The sequence below is a fragment of the Halobaculum gomorrense genome (assembly GCF_900129775.1).
GTDB lineage: Archaea > Halobacteriota > Halobacteria > Halobacteriales > Haloferacaceae > Halobaculum > Halobaculum gomorrense.
The window spans coordinates 223,785-239,578 of record NZ_FQWV01000004.1; the positions used below are offsets into that span (position 1 = coordinate 223,785).

The following is a 15,794-nucleotide window of genomic DNA, read 5'->3' on the forward strand; positions in this document are numbered from 1 at the left end:
CGACAGTTCTTACCCGATGAGGTGGCTACCTCAGTGCAATGAGTCAGGTCTCCGAGGGGCAAGATGTCGACGCGTTCCTCAGTTTTTACCGGACCTACTACGCCGACGAGATCGCCCGCCTCGCCCAGAACTACCCGAAGGAACAGCGGTCGCTGTACGTCGAGTACGACGACCTGTACACGTTCGACCCGGATCTCGCCGAACGATACCTCAACCGGCCGGGCGAGATGCAGGAGGTCGCCGAGGAGGCGCTGCGCACCTACGACCTCCCCGTCGACATCTCGCTGGGACAGGCGCACGTCCGCCTCCGGAACCTCCCGCGCGAGAACACGATCGACATCCGCGGCGTCCGCGTCAGCGACGACCACATCGGATCGATGGTCGCCGTGCAGGGCATCGTCCGCAAGGCGACCGACGTGCGCCCGAAGATCACCGAGGCGGCCTTCGAGTGCCAGCGCTGCGGGACGATGACCTACATCCCGCAGAACGACTCCGGCTTCCAGGAGCCCCACGAGTGCCAGGGCTGTGAGCGACAGGGGCCGTTCCGCGTCAACAACAACGAGTCGAAGTTCATCGACTCCCAGCAGCTCCGCGTGCAGGAGTCGCCTGAGGGTCTCCGCGGCGGCGAGACCCCACAGAGCATCGACGTGAACTTGGAGGACGATGTCTGCGGGCAGGTGACCCCCGGCGACCACGTGACCGTCGTCGGTCGCCTGGAGATGGAGCAGGTGACGAGCGGGCAGGAGAAGACGACGGTGTTCGACCCGTACATGGAGGGCGTCTCGGTCGTCATCGAGGACGAGGAGTTTGAGGACATGGACATCACCGACGAGGACAAACAGGAGATCCTCGAACTCTCGACGCATGAGAACATCTACGAGGAGATGGTTGCCTCCGTCGCGCCCTCCATCTACGGGTACGACCAGGAGAAGCTCTCGATGATCCTCCAACTGTTCTCGGGGGTCACGAAGCATCTCCCGGACGGGTCGCGCATCCGCGGCGACCTGCACATGCTGCTGATCGGAGACCCAGGTACAGGGAAGTGTGTCGACGGGGATACACGGGTCACGCTCGACGACGGTCGCGACGTACCGATCCGGGAACTGGTTGAGTCGAACCTCGACAATCCGAAACCGGTGGACGACGGGGTCTGGGACGGCGCCGACTTCGCGGTCCCATCGCTCGGGGCGAACGGTGAGATCGAGTCGCGGCAGGCAACGAAAGTCTGGAAGCGGGAGGCGCCCGAAGAAATGCTACGGATCCGGACAAATAGCGGGCGGGAACTGCAGGTGACGCCGTCGCATCCGCTGTTCGTCCGAGCAGGCGAGAGCCAACACGCAGTTCGTGCCGACGAACTCTCCGAAGGAACGACGATCGCTGCCGTGTCGGGGCCGCTGACCGACGGTGGAGCGGCTGCTGTTCGTTCGTCGGAGTCGGCATCCCGATCCACGTCGCTCAGGCGAACGTGGGAACGGGTCGAGTCGATCGAGCACGTCGAACCAGCTGCTGAGTGGGTGTACGACCTCGAAGTCGATGGTACGCACAGCTACGTCTCGAACGGGATCGTCTCGCACAACTCGCAGATGCTGTCGTACGTTCAGAACATCGCTCCGCGATCGGTCTACACGTCGGGGAAGGGTAGCTCCGCTGCAGGGCTTACTGCTGCAGCTGTTCGCGATGATTTCGGCGACGGCCAGCAGTGGACGTTGGAGGCCGGTGCGCTCGTACTCGCCGACAAGGGGATCGCCGCCGTCGACGAGCTGGATAAAATGGATTCGAACGACCGGTCGGCAATGCACGAAGCGCTCGAACAGCAGTCATATCACCCGAGATCGGAGGTGTTCCTCGCGGATGGCCGACGTGTTCGGATCGGCGAGTTCGTGGACGAGCGAATGGCTGCGCGCTCGGACGACGTGGTAGCGGGTGTCGACTGTGAGATCCTTCCGATCGAGGACGCTCGCGTTCACTCCGTCGACTTCGAGACGAACGAGACGACGAAGCTCCCGATCGATCGAGTAAGCAGACACAAGGCACCCGAGGAGTTCGTCCGTGTGACGTTCTCGAACGGCCGCGACGTGCTCGTAACTCCGGAACATCCGATGTTCGTCGACGATGGCGGTGCGGTCGGAACGGTCGAAGCGAAAGACATCGACGAGGGGGCGTTCGTTCCGGCACCACGGAAACTCCCGAACTCCGCCAAACCGGTCAGCTTGACCGACGAGCCTCACGTCGGGAAGGAACGCGACGTTACCCTCCCGGAGAAACTGAGTGGAGACCTCGCCGAGATCCTCGGCTTCCTCACCGCAGAAGGGCATTCGTACGCGGGATCGGCACACGAGATCGGGTTCTCGAACCAGGACGAACGACTTCTCGCGCGGATGGACGAACTGATGTCCCGCGTATTCGGGTTCGAGTGTACCGACACGACGAACGCTGCGGGAACAGTAACGCAGCGGTGGGTGTCGACAAAACTCTACCGGTGGCTCGAGGAGAACTTCCCCGAATTCATGCACACTGCTCGCGAAAAACGGATCCCCTCCCGGGTCCTCGGCGGCTCCGAGGAGCAGATCCGACGGTTCCTCGTCGGAGCGTTCGCCGGCGACGGCGGCGTCGAGAGCGAGGCGATGTCCTTTTGTACAGCCTCAGAGGGATTGGCTCGCGACTACGCCGACGCGCTCGCGAAGCTCGGGATCGCCTCCCGGATCCATCACGACACCGCGGAGGACTCGTGGAAGACGTACGTGATGGGTGACTCGACCGACCGATTCGTCGACGCGGTCGTCGACCCGGCGGACGACCGTCACGAACGGGCAGAGGAGTTCGTCGACCGGAGCGAACGGACTCCGCGTCATCACGACGTACTGCCGACGAGCGCTGCCCGGGAGATCCGAGAACTGCGAACGCTTACTGGACTCGGGAAGACAGGGCGGTTCCGCGAGAACCTCGATGAAGGGTACGGGGTTCGCGTCGAAACCGTCTCCGAGGAGATCGAGACGCTTCACGAGCGGATCGGGACCGTCCGCGAAACGATCGACCATGCGGACGACCTCGGATCGATCCGGTCGACGGTCGGTTGGTCGGGGCGCCAACTCGCGGCACGGTTGGACGGCGTACCGACGAGCCGAATCCACTACGCCGAGAAGGGCGGATACGACTCCGAGACTCGTGAGGACTTGGCTGAACGGGCAGCGACAGCGGTTCACGAGGCGATGGTCGAAGCCGAACGGCGGACGGAGACGCTCGCCGACCGGTGCGACCTCCGGTACTACCGCGTAACGGACGTCGAATCCGTCGCGAACGCGGGGGAGTACGAGACGGAGTGGGTATACGATGTCACGGTCGAGCCGACGAACACGTTCGTCAGCTCGGGGGTGGCGCTCCACAACTCTATCTCGATCTCCAAGGCCGGGATCAACGCGACGCTCAAGTCGCGCTGTTCGCTCCTCGGCGCCGCGAACCCCAAGTACGGCCGCTTCGACCAGTACGAGTCCATCGGCGAGCAGATCGACCTCGAACCGGCGCTTATCTCCCGGTTCGACCTCATCTTCACCGTCACCGACAGCCCCGACCCCGAACACGACGCGAAGCTCGCGGACCACATTCTGACGACGAACTACGCGGGCGAGCTGAACACCCAGCGCACCGAGATGGCGACCTCGAACTTCACCCAGGAGGAGGTCGACGAGGTGACGGAGGAAGTCGCGCCGGTCATCGACGCGGAACTGCTGCGCAAGTACATCGCCTACGCCAAGCGCAACTGCTACCCGACGATGACCGACGAGGCGAAGGCGGCGATCCGCGAGTTCTACGTCGACCTCCGGTCGAAGGGCGCCGACGAGGACGCGCCCGTGCCCGTCACCGCCCGGAAGCTGGAGGCGCTCGTTCGGCTCTCGGAGGCCAGCGCCCGCGTGCGCCTCTCGGACACCGTCCAGGAGGAGGACGCCACCCGCGTCATCGAGATCGTCCGCTCGTGTCTCCAGGACATCGGCGTCGACCCCGAGACCGGGCAGTTCGACGCGGACGTGGTCGAGACCGGGACCAGCAAGAGCCAGCGTGACCGAATCAAGAACATCAAGGAGCTCATCCAGACCCTCGCCGAGGAGTACGAGAACGAACCGGGCGCACCGGTCGACGCGATCGTCGAGCGCGCCGACGAGGTCGGGATGGACGCCGGCAAGGCCGAGCAGGAACTGGAGAAGCTCCGGACGCGCGGGGAGATCTACGAGCCGCAGTCCGGCTACGTGCGGACGACGTAACCGCCGATGGACCGAATCTCAGCCCTCCGGAACGTCGAGGACGCCATCCGCGCGTTCGAGGACGGCGAGGCGGATCTCGCCGACACCGAGCGTCGCGTCGCCACCGTCCTCCGGACGTACGCGACGGAGTTCGACAGCGAGGACCGCCGCGCGTACCGCGTCGTCGACGGTCCGGGTGAAGGCCGCGTTGTCGTCGCCGGAACTCCCGCCGAGGCGCGCGAGCAGGCTGTCCTCCTCGCGGACGCCGGCGACGCGGTGGACGCGACCGACGTGACGGTCGAACCGCTGTAAGCGGCGGCGGTCTCGACTTCGATACGCGGCTCAGTACGTTTATATTGAAAACTGGCACTGTGAGTGTATGATACTCGTCGTGACGTACTCTCGCGCGGCGCGAACGACGCTACGCAACATCTGTCGCAGCCACGACGACACCGTTGTCAGGCGGTTGGGTCGGGCTACGCTGTTCACGGAGACGGAACTGGGCGCCTTCCTCGCGTGCCGACTCCGGGCGAAACACGGCGCCGACGTGCAAGTCGAGCGCACCGAACCGTTCAACGAGTTCGCGGCGGTTCGACCAGCGGTTCGCGAGGCCGCCGTCGCCTACGAGGACCGCGACGCGACGAGCACCCCGTATGCGAAGTTCGCCGTCGGCGCGGACTATCCTGACCCGGCGTCGATGCGCGATGCCGAGCTGTGAACCTGCGGCTCCGCGACCGACTCGCTCGCTTCGACAGCTCCGAGGGGGCCGCGGCGATCGACCTCCGCGACGCGCCCGACGCCCCCGGCGTCTCCGCCGCGCTCGAAGCGCTCGACCTCGACGCCGACGACCCGCTGGCGACGCTGACCGAGCGGCCGCCGCCGCTGCGACGAGCGCTCGCCGCGGCGGCCCGCGAGCGCGGTCGCGACCACCACGCAGATGATGAACGGCGCCGGATCGCGGCGGCCCTCGAGGGGACTCTCGATGCGATCGAGGACGCCGGCGAGGCGAGCGACCTGCTGGCCGCGGCGCGTCGGCGTGCTGCAGAGGCCGGTGCCGACGTGGATCGACTGCGCGAACGGACGGCGACGCTCCGCGGGCGGCTCGCGGAGGCCCGCGAGCGGACGAACGCGACCGAGGGGGACGGCGCTGGGGAAGCCGACGCCGCGGTCGACGCGATCCGTGCGGAGTTCGCGGCGGCGACGCGGGACCTGACCGAGGCGGAAACCGAACGGCACGCGGCCGAACAGGCGTTGGCTCGCGCCGTTGAGGTCGCCCGCTCGGCGCGCGACGACCGGGAGCGACGGCTCCGCTTGCGCGACGCGCTCGCCAACCGTCGCCGAGCGGCGCGGCGCGACCTCGCGCGTGGCGTGTACCCTGTGTTCGCGGGCGTCATCGAGGCGTTTCACTCCGGAGCGAACGTCGACGCTGCGCGCTGCGGGGCCGCAGTCGCCGCGGTCGGCGATAACCCGAGTGAGTTCGAGGGCGACCCCGTCGTCGCTCACGCGGCCGCCGTTCGCATCGCCGGGCGGTCGGACCCGGTGATCGTCGCGACCGACCGATTCGCCGATCCGACCGAGGCGAGCGCCTGGCTTCGCGCACCGGTCGTGCGCGTCGTGTCCGAGTGAGTCCGGGGTCGGACCGCCCCCTCGCGTGCGGATGTTTATCGCCGATACCGAGACAAACGCGGCCATGCCGATCACGCTCGATTCGACGGTCGCGACGGTCGACGGCGTCGCGTTCGTCGCCGTCCGCGTGCGGAACACGGAACCGGTCGATCGCGCCGTCCGTCTCGAGAACCGTCTCGATGGGCGGGTCCTCCCGCCGCGGCGACACGGAGCGCCCGAACCGGGATGGTCGAGCGACGGCTACGTCGGCGTCGTCGGCGCCGACTCGACGCTCGCGCTCGGCTACGCTTGCCGCGCCGGTCCGGACGGACTGATCGAAGACGACGCTGATCCGGTCTCGCTCGCCGATGTCGCCGACCCGGCAGCTGCCGACGCCGACCCAATAAACGACGTGCTCGCGGACCTCCCGGATCACCGGCCCCCTCCGGACGCGGCCTCGGTCGCCGCTGTCCCCGGCGCTCCCGGGGACTGTCCGTGGGAACGGTCGGCCGGGTCGACCGGATCAACTGGCGTCGAAGGGGCCGCGGCGGAGCTACTCCCGTCAGCGCCGACGGACATCCCGCCGGCCGTCGCGGGGTACCTCGACGAGGTCGACGCCCGGCTCGCGAAAGCGGAGGCCGTCACGGACGGGTCGGTCGCGGAGGCGACGGAGCTGCTCGAAGCGGGCACCGACCCCGACGAGCTGACCGAACTCATCGCGCTCGATGCGGCCGCGCTGGAACGGCTCGCGTCCCGTGTCGACTCGCTCGCTTCGCGAGCGGAGGCCGTCGACGTGCCGACCGACGCGCTGGAGCGTCTCGCGTGATCGTCGCCGTCGCCGGCGGGAAGGGGGGCGTCGGTAAGTCGACGCTGGCGTACAACGTCGCGGGCGCGCTGGACGCGCTCGTCGTCGATGCGGACCTCGCGATGGCCGACCTCCCGGGCGGGCGTGAGCGCGGTCCCGACCTCCACGACGTACTCGCCGGCAGGGCGGCTCCCGCCGAGGCGGTCCGTCCGGGCCCCGTGGACGTGGTCCCGTGCGGCCGTTCGCTCGCGGGCGCCCGGTTGGCAGACGTGCGGCAGCTCCGCGAGGCCGTCGCCGTCAGCGGCTACGAGCACGTCGTCGTCGACTCGCCGGCCGGGCTTCGGGTCGACGCCGGCGCGCCGTTGGCGGTCGCCGACGCCTGCCTGCTCACGGCGTCGCCGACGCGATGGGCGCTCGCGGACGCGATCGCCGCCCGCGAGGTGGCGAGGGAACTCGGCTGCGGCCTCGCGGCCGTCGCGCTCAATCGCGTCGTCGAGGATCCGCCGACGGACGCGGTCGGGCGCGCCCTCGGCGCGCCGGCGACGGCGGTGCCCGCGGATCCGCGGCTCGCGCGGTCGATCGGAGCGGAGGCGCCGGTGACGACGGCGGCCCCGGAGTCGGCTGCGGCACGGGCGGTCGAGAGCCTTGCGGCGGTCGTCCGTCGCTGCGCGGTCGGGTAGAACGGAGCCGAAGCGAGGGTTCGCCGATCGGAGGCGAAAACGGTGCGTACGGGGCCTGTGCTACCGATCGCGTAGCTCGACGTACGACGACCGGAGCGTGACGGGAGTCACGTCGGCCACGTCGGCGGCGGCAGCCTGCGTGCAGTCGGCTCCGTCGTCGCGCGCGGCGGCGTACAGACACGCCGCCGCGACGCCGCAGGGGTTTCGCCCGTTCGTGAGCCCCTCGTCTCGGGCGACATCGAGGTACTCTCGGGCCGCCCGTTCGACCGTCGCGTCAAGTCCCAGCTCTGTCGCGAACCGGGGGAGATACTCGGCCGGGTCGATGGGGCCGACTGGGAGTCCGAGCTCGCGGTTCATCGCGTCGAAGGCGGCGCGGAGCTCGTTGGCGTCTGCTTTCGCGTCGGCGACGAGTTCGCTCCGGGTGCGCGAGACCCCCGCGACCCGGCAGGCGACGTACACCGCAGCGGCGGCGAACCCCTCGAGCGAGCGCCCGCAGAGCAGGTCGGCCTCCTGTGCGGACTCGAACAGCGAACACGCCTGATCGCGCAACGAGTCGGGGAGGCCGGCCGCCGAGACGAGCCGGCGGATCTCGGTGAAGCCGTACACCTTGTTGCGGTCGCGCTTGCTCGACATTCGCGCACGCGTGTGTTGTCTGCGCATTCGCGCCCACTGCCGCCGCTTGCGCCCCTTCACGCGGGTGTGGCCGATCTCTGTCGAGAGGCCGCGGTCGTGGCGCGACCGCGTGAGCGGCGCCCCGGTCCGCCGCGGGTCGCGGTCGTCGTCCGCGAAGCTGCGCCACTCGGGACCGCGGTCGATACGGTCTTCCGCGACGACGAGCCCGCACTCGCTGCACACCGCCTCGTCGCCGTCCGCGCGGATTCGACCGTCGCACTCCGGACACACCGTCGTACTCGTTGCCATACTCGAACGTCGGTCCCGAACCCATACTTATGTGTGGGGGGATCCGCCGGATCCGGGTCGTTCGACCCCGATCGAACGTACCGATAACCGGTACGTTACGCATGATCGGACCGTTATGGTAGCTTATCGAACGCGTGTATTTATATCGGGTGCCGAACGAGAACGCACATGGACCTCTCAGATATCGCCGCCGGCATCGAGGTGACCGCGCGCCAGGACGCGCGCGGCGTCGCCGCGGTCGACGACACCGGCGGCGACCTCGCGTCGCGGCTGGCTCCGCATGCCGACTCGTTGGCATGTACGCCCGAAGCGGCCGAGGTGGTGCTTCGCCACCACGCTCGCGGCGTCAGCGTCGGCGCGAGCGCCCGCGAGGCCGGCGTCGCCGCGATGACGGCAGCGAAGGTGCTCCACCGCTGCGGTGTTCAGGGAGTCTGTCCGCTCGCGCCGACCGCCCGGCGCGTCGTCCGCGACTGGCTTGCAGGCGACCTCTCGCGCGCTGACGCGCTCGAACTCGCCGGCGGCGACGAGGCCGCGTTCGCGCTCGCCGGCTACGTCGAATCGCACGATCCGATCCCGGAGTTGGCGGATATCGCCCGCGGCGCCCTTGCGGACGGCGCGAACGCGAGCGTGGAGAAGCGGGACGCGCTCGGGGAGACAATGACTGCGGCCGTCGACCTCCGCTGACTCGCGCCGGCGGAATCCGGTCGCAGCCTGTCAGGGGGCCACTCCGCAAACAGATTCGCTTCGTCAGTTGCCGCCGCGAACTCGATCGACGCCGGCGGTGATCCGATCGACGACGCCCCGATCGTCGAACTCGACGCCGATCTCGGTCTCGAACAGCGTCTCCGCTGCCCGCACCACGCCGGCAGCGAAGCCGTCGCCGTCGAGACACGCGGGCGCGGCGTCGAGTACGGCGGGTCCGCTCGGGATCACCGCGTCCGCCGCCGCGTCGTCGCCGCCACGCCCGCTCCCGCCGGGGTCCGCGTTCGCCTTGGCGACGGTGACGCTCGCCGGGTCGGCGTCTGGGGCGTCGATGTCTCGAAGCGCCTCGCGCTGGCGCCGGCGTCCCTCGGCGCCGTGCGCCGTGTCGGGGGCGACGATCGCCACGCGGTCGACGGCGTGGACCGCGGCGACCGCCGGATTCGTGGCGATCGGCGGCACGTCGACGATCACGTGATCGAAGCGCGCGGCGGCCTCGTTCACCCGGTCGGCGAGCGCCTGCGCCGCGTCGGGGACGCTCGCGCGGGCGAGCCGCTCGAAGGGCGCGTGCGCCGGCGCGAGCGCGATCCGCCCGTCGACCGGACAGTCGAGATCGTACAGTCCGTCGGTGAGGGGCCGCTCCGGATCGAGACACAGCTCGGTTCCGTCGGGGTTGATGCGGCCGGGAACGACCTCGCTCAACCCCTGGGTCGCGTATGCGGCGTCGAGGACGGCGACGGCTCGCTCGTCGCGGGCGAGCGCGGCGGCGCACTCGACCGCCGTTCTGGTCGTGCCCGCGCCGCCGACGGCGCCGACGAGCGCGAGCGACCGGATGCTGGTGCTGGCCATGCGGCGGCTGCGTCCCGATCCAATAAATACATTCGCGTATTCGAACGCGGAAACTGGACTACGACTCCCCGATCGACGCCGCGATCTCGTCCAACTCGTCGTCGTCCACCTCTGGCCGCTCGCCGGCGGCGACGTGGATGGGACCGCCGCCGTCGCGCTCGAAGCGCGGGATGATGTGGACGTGCGCGTGGGGGACCTCCTGGCCGGCGTCCGGGCCGTCGTTGACGCCGATCGTGTGGGCGTCGGCGTTGACGGCGTCCTCGATCGCGGGCGCGAGGTCGTGCACGAGGTCGAAGACGGCGCGCGACTCCTCCCGGGAGAGGTCTGCGACGCGCTGGTGGTGGCCCTTGGGGACCACGAGGGTGTGGCCGCGGGCCATTGGGTTCGCGTCGAGGAACGCGAGCGCGTCGTCGGTCTCAGCGACCACGCGGGCGGGGATGTCGCCCGCGACGATCGAACAGAAGATGCAGTCGTCACTCATGCGTACGTCACCCATCTGTTGCCCGGGCGCTTGAAACTGCGGACGGCCGGCGGCATGGTCAGCCGTGATCACGGCAGATGTTCGGCGATCCGCGCCCGGTACTCTGCCTCGGTCAGGTCGAGCCGCGAGAGCCACACCTCCCGATAACTCGGGTGGAGGACCGGGAGGCGCCTCACCCCGAGGGTCGGGCAGTCGACGGGGTCGCTGACGCGGTCGAGGAACCCGTCGAGGGCGACCCCCTCGAACGCGAGCAGGGTCGCAGTCGCGTGTTTTCCGGTCGTGACGACCGTCTCCGGGTCCACGATGTCGAGTTCCGTTTCGAGGTGGCCGCGGCAGTTCCTGAGTTCCTCGTCGGTCGGGTCGCGGTTCCCCGGGGGATGGCACTTCACCGCGTTCGTGAACAAGCAGTCGCCGCCGTAGCCGAGGTCGGCCATGAGGCGGCGCACGCGACGGCCGGAGTGGCGGGAGGTGTACGCGCAGCCGGTGTGGTTGCCGCCCTTCCACGTGTCGGCGTCGGGATCGCCCGCGCCGGGCGCCTCGCCGACGACGAGGACGCTCGCGTCGCGGGGGCCGTTACCCCACGAAATGCGGGTCCGCGTGTCCACGAGCGCCGGACAGCGCGAGCAGTCCGGCTCGATCACCAGTCGGTCCGCGGGATCGGGATGGTCGATCGGATCGCCGGGGGCAGTCACGCCTGGTCGGTCGTCGTGGCGGGGATTGGCGGTTTCGCTCCGCCGGCGATCAGGGCTCGCCGAGCACCTGATGGCGCCGGTAGAGGTAGGCCGCGCCGGCGACGATGTTGACGAACCACAGCGCCGAGAGGACCACCCAGACCCCGACGTTCGGGTCCCACTCGGAGTTCGCGCGGACGTACTGGATGTCGAAGTACACCGATAGCGGGAGCCCGACCCAGCCGATCAGGACGAGCAGCCCGCCGGCGGCCCCGAGGTCGCTGCTGGCGGCCGCCGCGAGCACCAGTAGCACCCAGATACCCGTCCCCGCGGCGACGCCGTACCACCACGTGTCCGACACTGAGGTCTCGTACCGCGAGGGATCGTGGACATCGCCGGCGGTGCCGCCGCCGCGGCTGTAGTTGTCGTTGCGGACCCCGCAGTTGGGGCACAGCTCCGAGGCCTGTTTGATCGCCTCGCCGCAGGAACGACAGAACACCTCGTCCGCCGCTTTTTGTTTGGTCATGGTTGTGATCGGGGGTCGACGGTCTCGGTGCTTCGGAGGGTGATATATAATAGAACGGATCGAGGGGGTGCGTCGTCAGTTGACGTACTGGCGCTGGAACTCGTCCTCGGACTTCGTGAGGTAGATGATCCCCTCGATGATACCGATGAGGGCGGGAATCGCCGTCCACGAGAACAGGAGGTAGATGATCCCTCGTCCCGTGTTCCCGAGGTAGAAGTGGTGACCACCGATCCAGCCGAGGAAAATGGCCAACAGCGCCGCGCTCGTTTTGTCCTTCGAGCTCGAGGACGACGGGGTCGACTGGCGCACCCCGCACTCGGTGCAGATCTCCGCTTCCTTCTTGATCACTTCGCCGCAGCTACTGCAGAACTGCTCGTCCGCGCCGGGAGTTGCATTGCTCATCTTCGTGTCAAACCTTTCATGAACTATAATAAAAATACTGGTTAGTTATCAAATTCGATACGTAAAATATACTGACAGTATCTGATTAGTATTCGGACGCGGTTCGATGATCCAGCGAACCGGTCCGGGCGGGTCGTCCCCACGGAGTAGCTCTTCGTGACGCTCGCGTCGGTCGCACTCACGGGGATCGAGGTTCACTTCGAGCGGGCGGCAGCCGCGGCGGTCGTCGGGTTCGCGCCTACAGCGCGTCGGCCACCAGCGGCGCAACCGACACGTCGCTTTCGGCGCGTTCGAGGGTGTCGGTCGCGACGACGTGCGTCACGCCCGCGGCGGCCAGCTTCGTGCGGGCGTTGCCCGCGAGCATCCCGTGGACGCAGACGGTGTACACGTCGTCGCAGCCGCGCTCGCGGAGCGCGGCGACCGCCTCGCTCATCGTTGACCCCGTGGCGATGATGTCGTCGACGACGACCACGTCGCGGCCGGCCGCATCGGCGTCGCTGGGCATGACGGTCACCTCGCCGGTGTCGTAGTCGCGCACCTTCTCGAAGAAGTCGGTCTCGCCGCCGTCGTAGGCGTCGCGCACGTCGACCGCCAGCTCCTCGGCTGAGGCGTCGGGACCGAGGAACAGCGGGTCAGTCAGGTCGACGGGGAGGGGATCGGCCAGCAGCGCCGCGGCCTCGAGCACCTCGACGGGCGCATCGAAGTACTCGGCCACGTCGGGCTCGTGGGGAGTCACGAGGACGACGCGGTCGGTGCCGGTGGAGACGGCGCGGGCGACCGCCCGCGCGGAGACGGGCTCGCCGTGCTCGAACGCTCGGTCCTGGCGGGCGTATCCCATGTACGGGATGACGGTCGTGACGGTCTCGGCGCCGGCCTCGCGAACGGCGTCCTGCAACTGGAGCAGCTCGACGAGCGCGTCGTTGGACTCGGTCGCAGCGACGACGACGGCCTCCTCGCCTCCGAACTCGGGCACTGAGGCGCACTCCTCGCCGTCCGGGAACCAGCGGTACTCCGGCGTGGCGAGCGCGCGGTCGGTGTGCTCGGCGAGGGCGGCCGCGAGCGCCTGCGACGCGGACCCGGGTACGATCATACACGCCGTTCCCGCCGCCGGATACAAACGCGTTCCTACTCGGGCGACGCGTGCGGCGGCCTCACAGCCCGCGGCGGCCGGATCGAGGACCGGTCGAGTAGCGGCCTCGCTACTCGCCCGGCACCGCAACCGCCCGCACGTCGGGGAGCCCGAGCGTCCGGCCGCGCCACCCCCCATCGGCGTACACCCGGGCCTCTCCACCGTCCGTGACGGCGACGAGGTGGCGACCCGCGAACGCGGCGTCGACGACGCCCGACTCGTCGTGTCGAACCCACTCGGTCGCGGTCGCGTCGGCGCGCTCGAGTACCGCCGCGTCGGTCGCGGCGACTGCACGCTCGCCCTCGGCGTCGGCGACGACGCAGCGGAACGCTCCGCTCTCCGTGGGGGTTCCGTCGCCGCCGCCGTCGCCGCCGAGGTCGCGCATCCAGCCGTTCCCGAGGGTGTACAGCGCGTCGCCGGTCACCGCCAGCGGGACGCCGCGGTCGCTCACGTCCCTGGCGTCGTCGAGGCCGGCGTACTCCAGCTCGCCGTCGGTCAGGCGGTGGACGCCGTCGCCGGCGGCGACGAGCCGACCGTCCAGTCGGCGGGGGTCCTCGACGGCGCCGACGGCGGTCCACGACGCCCCGGTTCCCGCCCCGTTCGCGTCGTCGTCCGCCTCCCCGTTGGAGTCGCCGGCGAGCAGCGAGACCGTGCCGTCGGGCGCCGCCGCGATCACGCCGTCGCCGGTGACCGCGACCGCGACGGCGGGACCGTGTCCCGTCGGCTCGAAGTCGCCCACGAGCACGTCCTCGTCGGTGGCGACCGCGACGGCGTCGCCCCGGGCGGCCGCATCACGGGCGTCACAGCGGTGTTCGATCCCGAACTCGCCGACAATGTCGCCCGACAGCGAGATGCCGACCACTCCGATCGAGGAGGCGGCAAGCGCCCGCACCACGTCGTCACGCTCCGTGAACACGCGCTTCTCGGCGATCGTAGGCATACGCGGGGGTGCGTCGGCGGGGCGAATAAGTGACGCGAAGCCAGCGCGGTCGGCGGAACTCGGTGCAGCCACGACGATCCGGCTGTCTGGACGACAGAACGTGACAACAGTTAACTAACGTTACCGACACCGCAGAGGCACGAATGCCAGAGCCAGTCATCGCGTCGGTGGGTGCCTCACCGATCGGCCGCACGGACCTCCCGGGCCGAGACCTGTTCTCGATCGCACTCGCGGAGGCGTTCGACGGACTGCCCGACCCGGCCGAACTCGTCGAGGCAGTGTACGTTGGCAACCAGTCGGAGAGCTACGAACACCAGATTATGCACGGGACGCTTCTGGCAGAGTGGGCCGGCCTCCGTCACGTCCCCGCCGAACGCGTCGAGGGGTGTGCCGCCGCGGGGGCACTCGCGTTGCGCCACGCGGTCAAGGATGTCCGCAACGGCGACCACGAGGCCGTCCTCGCATGCGGCGTCGAGAAGATGACGTCCGCCGGCACCAGCGGCGCGACCGACGCCCTGTCGGCGGCGTTCGACCGCGCCATCGAGCAGCGCTCCGGCGTCACCGCGCCCAGCCAGTACGCACTGCTGGCCCAGCGATACCTCCACGAGACGGACGCCACCGAACGCGACCTGGCCGAGATCGCGGTGAAGAACCACGCCAACGCCGCTCGAAACCCTCGCGCCCAGTTTCCCAAAGAGATCGACGTGGACACCGTTCTGGAGTCCAATCCCGTCGCCTCGCCGCTGAAACTCTACGACTGTGCGCCGGTCGGCGACGGCGCGGCGGCCGTCCTCGTGACGAGCGCCGAGCTCGCCGAGGACCTCGGCCGCCCGCAGGTGCGCGTCGCCGGCAGCGGGGCCTCCGCGAACAACATCGCGGTCGCCGAGCGGGATATGACCGACATCGCGGGCGCTCGCATCGCCGCCGAGACGGCGTACGAGGAAGCGGGCATCGACGCCGACGCCGTCGACATCGCCGAGGTCCACGACGCGTTCACCGTCTGTGAGGCGCTGCTCGCGGAGGCCGCCGGATTCGCCCCCTCGGAGATGGGGTATCAGAGCTATCTGGACCCCGCAAAGCGGGCCGACGGGTGGACAGACGTGCGGTTGAGTCCCAGCGGCGGACTCAAGGCTCGCGGGCATCCGATCGGCGCGACCGGACTGCTACAGGCGCTGGAGGCGTACGAACAACTCACGGGTGCCGCGGGCGACCGCGCGGTCGAGGGCGCTGACACGGCCCTGTTGCTCAACGAGGGGGGTGTCGCGGACGCCGTCACCGTCGGCCACGTGCTCACCACCGCGGAGGGGGCACGATGACCGACCTCGACGCCAGCGACCCGCGGACGCTCCCGGGCTTCTTCGACGCCCTCGCGGAGGGCGAACTCCTGGGCGGGGTCTGTGCGGACTGTGGGCAGGTCTTGCTACCGCCGCGGCCAGCGTGCTACGCCTGCGGCAGTCGGGCCGTCGATGTCGAACCGCAGTCGCCGGGGGGGACCATCTTCTCGTACACGGAGGTCCACGCGGCACCGCCGGCGTTCGCGGCGGACGCCCCGTACACGGTCGCCGTGGTGGAACTCGCGGACGGCGGTCGCCTCCTCGGGCGCGTGGACGCAGACTACGCCGATGTCGCCATCGGTGACCCGGTCGAACTCACGGTGCAGGAACCGACCGCAGAACAGCGGGAGGCCGCGCTGGACTACGAAGCCGACTGGCCGGTCCACCGCTTCGAACTCCGGTGAGTGGGAGCGGAGTGACGTGTCTCGTCGCCGCCGTGAGCGAACGTCGACTGCTCGGATGCCAGCAAAAAACGGTAGGTAGGTACGACGCGACCGCGACCGACGGTCGGTGGCTC

17 protein-coding genes are annotated in these 15,794 nt (G+C 69.4%); 9 read left to right on the forward strand and 8 right to left on the reverse strand.

Features of this window, described 5'->3' with window-relative positions; all coding sequences use genetic code 11:
* The first annotated feature begins 38 nt into the window (after positions 1 to 38).
* The 6 genes from BUE16_RS09465 to BUE16_RS09490 all read left to right on the forward strand — a co-directional run bounded on the left by BUE16_RS09465 (position 39) and on the right by BUE16_RS09490 (position 7,325).
* Positions 39 to 4,256 (forward strand): LAGLIDADG family homing endonuclease, encoded by a 4,218-nt coding sequence (locus BUE16_RS09465; RefSeq protein ID WP_073308967.1) that lies wholly within the window; start codon positions 39 to 41, stop codon positions 4,254 to 4,256.
* 6 nt (positions 4,257 to 4,262) lie between these two features.
* Positions 4,263 to 4,547 carry a DUF7854 family protein gene (locus BUE16_RS09470; protein ID WP_073308969.1) on the forward strand — a complete coding sequence of 95 codons (285 nt, stop codon included), beginning with the start codon at positions 4,263 to 4,265 and terminating at the stop codon, positions 4,545 to 4,547.
* Between the two features lie 67 nt (positions 4,548 to 4,614).
* Positions 4,615 to 4,953, forward strand: a complete 339-nt coding sequence (locus BUE16_RS09475) for a DUF7855 family protein (protein WP_073308971.1) — start codon at positions 4,615 to 4,617, stop codon at positions 4,951 to 4,953.
* Positions 4,950 to 5,861 (forward strand): DUF7856 family protein, encoded by a 912-nt coding sequence (locus tag BUE16_RS09480; protein WP_073308973.1) that lies wholly within the window; start codon positions 4,950 to 4,952, stop codon positions 5,859 to 5,861. The genes BUE16_RS09475 and BUE16_RS09480 overlap by 4 nt, the downstream gene beginning before the upstream one ends.
* Positions 5,862 to 5,925: 64 nt before the next feature.
* Positions 5,926 to 6,666, forward strand: coding sequence for a DUF7857 domain-containing protein (locus BUE16_RS09485; protein WP_073308975.1), 741 nt, complete (start codon positions 5,926 to 5,928; stop codon positions 6,664 to 6,666).
* Entirely contained in the window at positions 6,663 to 7,325 is a 663-nt protein-coding gene (locus tag BUE16_RS09490; protein ID WP_073308977.1) for a nucleotide-binding protein, read from the forward strand. Before BUE16_RS09485 ends, BUE16_RS09490 begins: the two co-directional genes overlap by 4 nt.
* Positions 7,326 to 7,385: 60 nt before the next feature.
* Here BUE16_RS09490 and BUE16_RS09495 read toward each other — a convergent pair whose 3' ends face one another.
* Positions 7,386 to 8,246 carry a transcription initiation factor IIB gene (locus tag BUE16_RS09495; RefSeq protein ID WP_073308979.1) on the reverse strand — a complete coding sequence of 287 codons (861 nt, stop codon included), beginning with the start codon at positions 8,244 to 8,246 and terminating at the stop codon, positions 7,386 to 7,388.
* Positions 8,247 to 8,414: 168 nt separating this feature from the next.
* Here BUE16_RS09495 and BUE16_RS09500 point away from each other — a divergent pair, with 168 nt between their 5' ends.
* Entirely contained in the window at positions 8,415 to 8,930 is a 516-nt protein-coding gene (locus tag BUE16_RS09500) for a DUF7858 family protein (protein WP_073308981.1), read from the forward strand.
* A 63-nt stretch (positions 8,931 to 8,993) separates the two neighbouring features.
* Here the strand turns inward: BUE16_RS09500 and BUE16_RS09505 are convergent, their stop codons facing one another.
* From BUE16_RS09505 to BUE16_RS09535, 7 genes are all read right to left on the reverse strand, one after another.
* Positions 8,994 to 9,794 carry a P-loop NTPase family protein gene (locus BUE16_RS09505; protein WP_073308983.1) on the reverse strand — a complete coding sequence of 267 codons (801 nt, stop codon included), beginning with the start codon at positions 9,792 to 9,794 and terminating at the stop codon, positions 8,994 to 8,996.
* A gap of 58 nt (positions 9,795 to 9,852) precedes the next feature.
* Positions 9,853 to 10,275, reverse strand: coding sequence for an HIT family protein (locus BUE16_RS09510; protein ID WP_073308985.1), 423 nt, complete (start codon positions 10,273 to 10,275; stop codon positions 9,853 to 9,855).
* 68 nt (positions 10,276 to 10,343) lie between these two features.
* On the reverse strand, positions 10,344 to 10,967 hold the full coding sequence (locus BUE16_RS09515; protein WP_234972373.1) for a uracil-DNA glycosylase: 624 nt from the start codon (positions 10,965 to 10,967) through the stop codon (positions 10,344 to 10,346).
* 49 nt (positions 10,968 to 11,016) lie between these two features.
* Entirely contained in the window at positions 11,017 to 11,472 is a 456-nt protein-coding gene (locus BUE16_RS09520; protein ID WP_073308987.1) for a zinc ribbon domain-containing protein, read from the reverse strand.
* Between the two features lie 75 nt (positions 11,473 to 11,547).
* Positions 11,548 to 11,874: a TM2 domain-containing protein gene (locus BUE16_RS17220; RefSeq protein WP_073308989.1), complete on the reverse strand. Its 327-nt coding sequence runs from the start codon at positions 11,872 to 11,874 to the stop codon at positions 11,548 to 11,550.
* A gap of 238 nt (positions 11,875 to 12,112) precedes the next feature.
* Positions 12,113 to 12,964 carry a ribose-phosphate diphosphokinase gene (gene prs / locus BUE16_RS09530; protein ID WP_073308991.1) on the reverse strand — a complete coding sequence of 284 codons (852 nt, stop codon included), beginning with the start codon at positions 12,962 to 12,964 and terminating at the stop codon, positions 12,113 to 12,115.
* 109 nt (positions 12,965 to 13,073) lie between these two features.
* Positions 13,074 to 13,943, reverse strand: coding sequence for an HVO_0234 family beta-propeller protein (locus BUE16_RS09535; RefSeq protein ID WP_073308993.1), 870 nt, complete (start codon positions 13,941 to 13,943; stop codon positions 13,074 to 13,076).
* Between the two features lie 143 nt (positions 13,944 to 14,086).
* On the opposite strand from BUE16_RS09535, the gene BUE16_RS09540 reads away from it, so the two are divergent.
* Together BUE16_RS09540 and BUE16_RS09545 are read left to right on the forward strand one after the other, a co-directional pair.
* Entirely contained in the window at positions 14,087 to 15,259 is a 1,173-nt protein-coding gene (locus BUE16_RS09540; RefSeq protein ID WP_073308995.1) for a thiolase C-terminal domain-containing protein, read from the forward strand.
* The gene (locus BUE16_RS09545; protein WP_073308997.1) at positions 15,256 to 15,681 is read left to right on the forward strand and encodes a Zn-ribbon domain-containing OB-fold protein; all 426 of its coding nucleotides are present in this window, start codon (positions 15,256 to 15,258) and stop codon (positions 15,679 to 15,681) included. The genes BUE16_RS09540 and BUE16_RS09545 overlap by 4 nt, the downstream gene beginning before the upstream one ends.
* The last annotated feature ends 113 nt before the right edge of the window (positions 15,682 to 15,794 follow it).

Bases quoted from the DNA above. Each gene is read 5' to 3' on its own strand.
- BUE16_RS09495 (WP_073308979.1), bottom strand. From the start codon at position 8,246: ATGGCAACGAGTACGACGGTGTGTCCGGAGTGCGACGGTCGAATCCGC.
- BUE16_RS09535 (WP_073308993.1), bottom strand. From the start codon at position 13,943: ATGCCTACGATCGCCGAGAAGCGCGTGTTCACGGAGCGTGACGACGTG.
- BUE16_RS09520 (WP_073308987.1), bottom strand. From the start codon at position 11,472: ATGACCAAACAAAAAGCGGCGGACGAGGTGTTCTGTCGTTCCTGCGGC.
- BUE16_RS09540 (WP_073308995.1), top strand. From the start codon at position 14,087: ATGCCAGAGCCAGTCATCGCGTCGGTGGGTGCCTCACCGATCGGCCGC.
- BUE16_RS09475 (WP_073308971.1), top strand. From the start codon at position 4,615: ATGATACTCGTCGTGACGTACTCTCGCGCGGCGCGAACGACGCTACGC.
- BUE16_RS09500 (WP_073308981.1), top strand. From the start codon at position 8,415: ATGGACCTCTCAGATATCGCCGCCGGCATCGAGGTGACCGCGCGCCAG.
- BUE16_RS09465 (WP_073308967.1), top strand. From the start codon at position 39: ATGAGTCAGGTCTCCGAGGGGCAAGATGTCGACGCGTTCCTCAGTTTT.
- prs (WP_073308991.1), bottom strand. From the start codon at position 12,964: ATGATCGTACCCGGGTCCGCGTCGCAGGCGCTCGCGGCCGCCCTCGCC.
- BUE16_RS09505 (WP_073308983.1), bottom strand. From the start codon at position 9,794: ATGGCCAGCACCAGCATCCGGTCGCTCGCGCTCGTCGGCGCCGTCGGC.
- BUE16_RS17220 (WP_073308989.1), bottom strand. From the start codon at position 11,874: ATGAGCAATGCAACTCCCGGCGCGGACGAGCAGTTCTGCAGTAGCTGC.
- BUE16_RS09470 (WP_073308969.1), top strand. From the start codon at position 4,263: ATGGACCGAATCTCAGCCCTCCGGAACGTCGAGGACGCCATCCGCGCG.
- BUE16_RS09545 (WP_073308997.1), top strand. From the start codon at position 15,256: ATGACCGACCTCGACGCCAGCGACCCGCGGACGCTCCCGGGCTTCTTC.
- BUE16_RS09485 (WP_073308975.1), top strand. From the start codon at position 5,926: ATGCCGATCACGCTCGATTCGACGGTCGCGACGGTCGACGGCGTCGCG.
- BUE16_RS09510 (WP_073308985.1), bottom strand. From the start codon at position 10,275: ATGAGTGACGACTGCATCTTCTGTTCGATCGTCGCGGGCGACATCCCC.